General features: G+C 55.3%; 4 protein-coding genes. 2 read left to right on the forward strand and 2 right to left on the reverse strand.

Annotated elements, in window-relative coordinates; translation table 11 throughout:
- Both ACOSYY_RS09510 and ACOSYY_RS09515 read right to left on the reverse strand, forming a co-directional pair.
- Window positions 1–302 (reverse strand): YjbQ family protein (locus ACOSYY_RS09510; RefSeq protein WP_421662031.1); only part of this gene is annotated, 302 nt, incomplete at its 3' end.
- Complete coding sequence (locus ACOSYY_RS09515) at window positions 299–1114, reverse strand: hypothetical protein (protein ID WP_421662032.1); 816 nt, start codon at window positions 1112–1114, stop codon at window positions 299–301. The genes ACOSYY_RS09515 and ACOSYY_RS09510, both read right to left, overlap by 4 nt.
- Before the next feature lie 243 nt (window positions 1115–1357).
- Between ACOSYY_RS09515 and ACOSYY_RS09520 the strand changes: the two genes are divergently transcribed.
- Both ACOSYY_RS09520 and ACOSYY_RS09525 read left to right on the forward strand, forming a co-directional pair.
- Complete coding sequence (locus ACOSYY_RS09520) at window positions 1358–1996, forward strand: hypothetical protein (RefSeq protein ID WP_421662033.1); 639 nt, start codon at window positions 1358–1360, stop codon at window positions 1994–1996.
- A complete protein-coding gene (locus ACOSYY_RS09525; RefSeq protein WP_421662034.1) occupies window positions 1993–2418 on the forward strand; it encodes an HIT family protein in 426 nt (141 codons plus the stop codon). Before ACOSYY_RS09520 ends, ACOSYY_RS09525 begins: the two co-directional genes overlap by 4 nt.
- Window positions 2419–2443 lie beyond the last annotated feature (25 nt).

Here is a 2443-nt window from a genome sequence, read left to right on the forward strand (position 1 = left end):
GGGCCTTGAAGTTGTCCTCGGAGATGGCTGTGACCGTTGTCTTCTCCGGGGTTGACCTGGTTGTGCTGCCAGCGGGGGTCAGGAGGAACAAGACGATTCCAAAACGCTCTCGTGTCGGCCCGAATTCCAGGTTCGTCCTCGATTATCATGACTGATGCGGTGGTATGTTTAATGAATACCGTCACGATTCCGGCTTTCAGATGAGAACCAGCCAACGCATCGGCAACGGGTTTCGTAACATTGTCGACCTGTGTATCACCTTCCATACGCATCGTCAGTGAAACGGTGTGGATACCCATCATGCTCTCCGGCCCGTGAGGCTACGAAGATAGCGACGGTCGCTCAGTGCCAGCGGCTCCCCTCGCGCTTCTTCTAAAATTGAATCAAAGGCACCTTCAGCCGTCAGCAATCGTACAGCGCTCAAGACTTGATCGCTCAGAATGCCTTCTAGCTTCAGCTTGTCGAGATAGGCAAAGGCCTCCGGCAGGCTCTCTTTGTTCCGAGAGTAATAATCGCGTCCGCGGCGCTGATTGCTATAGGCCTCGAACTGTTCGCAAGCGACAAGGATCTCCGCCAATTGCCGTACCCATGCCTTTGCCTTGGCCAGCCGTTCAGGGTAATAGTAATACAGCATCACCTGCTGCATCCAAGATTGCCACTCGACGCCGAGTGCCTTCAACTTCGGCTTCACCGCACGTAATCGTCTGGCAAGGCGCCGGGCATAGCCCAGCCGCATTTCGATCTGCTCGACAGCCCATGTGTCCATGGCTACGCCGGAGGCGATCAGATCCCGGCGATACAACGAAACGAAAGCTTCCGTTTCCCGGCCATACATCGTCCTAGGGTGAAGGGCGCGCCATTCACGAGGTCTCGTCGGAATGCCCCGTTGCTTGGCCCAAGACCAAATAGTTCCAAAGAGTTGACGATCGAGACCGGAGCGGCCCAGGTCATGCAAAAGACAAGCAATGTGATAGCGCCGTATCCGATCACGCGGATGGCCCAAGCGATCGGCAACGGTCACACACATCTTCGCCGTCCGCACGGCATGTGGCCGGTCATAGCCGCGAATCGTTCGCCCCGGTCGAAGTGGGTGCGGATAATCGTAGAGTTCCATGAGCGTCTTCGCGAGAGAACGGGAGACTTCCAGGGGTTCTACTCGGGAGGATTCAGATAGAGCCATAATTCGTAGCGAGAACTGAACGATTGAGCAGACCTCGGCGAGAATATCGCCGGCCGAAACGGCGTGTCAAGGCGACTCCGAGGAATCGGCTCGCTCAATTCGGCGGGCTTTGCCTACGGATTTTATCCATGGACTTTGCTATGCTTCCCTACGGCACGTCATGAGGACATGGTGAGGATGAACTGGTTACACATCTTGTGCTTCGCCGCGTCTTCGGCCATCGCCATGGAACCGGTGTGCGGCTTTGCCGGATCATTGGACCAGTTGACCGATCTGACCGGGCGCGTACAAGCCATCGTGACATTGAAGAGTCGCGACAACTTCGCCAGCGAATATCGCTACGACGTGAGTGTCAGGAACATTTCACCCGACACTATCATCGGTGACTCAGTGCTCATCGTGCTGGACAAGATTACCAACTTGGCCGGTGAGGACCGAGAAGGACTCACGGGAGAATCTTTCTTGAAACGATTCGAGGTGTTGGACCAAGACGGCCAGACAGATGAGGGGAAACCATACTTCCACGTTCCCGCTGGAACTTCTCCAGACCTCTTACCGCAAACTGATAGCCTTCCCGCCGTGGTCCGAATCAGGAATCGGGATTATGTGGCGGTCTTCACTCCCTCGTTCAAAATTCTAGGACAGAAGCGACCTCCTCCTGAGGCGAAACGCGCGGAATCTTCCATATCTCCCACCTCTCCGGCTCTTGGACCATCGACAACCATCAATCGCAATACGGTCGATAAACTGATTCAACTGCTGATCAAGAAAGGTGTCTTGACTGAAGAAGAGTGGCGCAAGGCGAATCAGCCATGACGGACGCATGTGTGGCGTGCCAGGGAACATGGCCGAGGCCGGACCATTTCATCGCAGACCTCGGATTGTCGAAAGTCTATCTCCATGATGACCAATTCTTCCCAGGCTGGACCATCGTGGTCTTCCAGCGCCATGCCACTGAGTTATTCCAACTTGCACCCACTGAACGCTTTCAGTTGATTGAAGAGGTCAGCCGAGTGGCCAAGACTGTAGCCGAGATCTACCAGGCTCAGAAGATCAACTACGAACTCCTCGGGAACCAACTTCCTCATATTCATTGGCATATCATTCCCCGTCTTGCGGGCGATCCGGCGCCGCTGAAACCAGTGTGGTGTGTGCCTCACAGTCCCCTTCTTCTGACGGGAACTGCGCTTCATGAAGCCATCAACCGTCTAGGGCACCTCCTTCGCATGGCTCGGTAAAGCCCGTCGTTCCGCACTCCCCATA

This window comes from Nitrospira sp. BLG_2 (assembly GCF_049222245.1).

Coding starts and splice junctions, on each gene's coding strand:
- ACOSYY_RS09515 (WP_421662032.1), bottom strand. CDS start 1,114: ATGGAACTCTACGATTATCCGCACCCACTTCGACCGGGGCGAACGATT.
- ACOSYY_RS09520 (WP_421662033.1), top strand. CDS start 1,358: ATGAACTGGTTACACATCTTGTGCTTCGCCGCGTCTTCGGCCATCGCC.
- ACOSYY_RS09525 (WP_421662034.1), top strand. CDS start 1,993: ATGACGGACGCATGTGTGGCGTGCCAGGGAACATGGCCGAGGCCGGAC.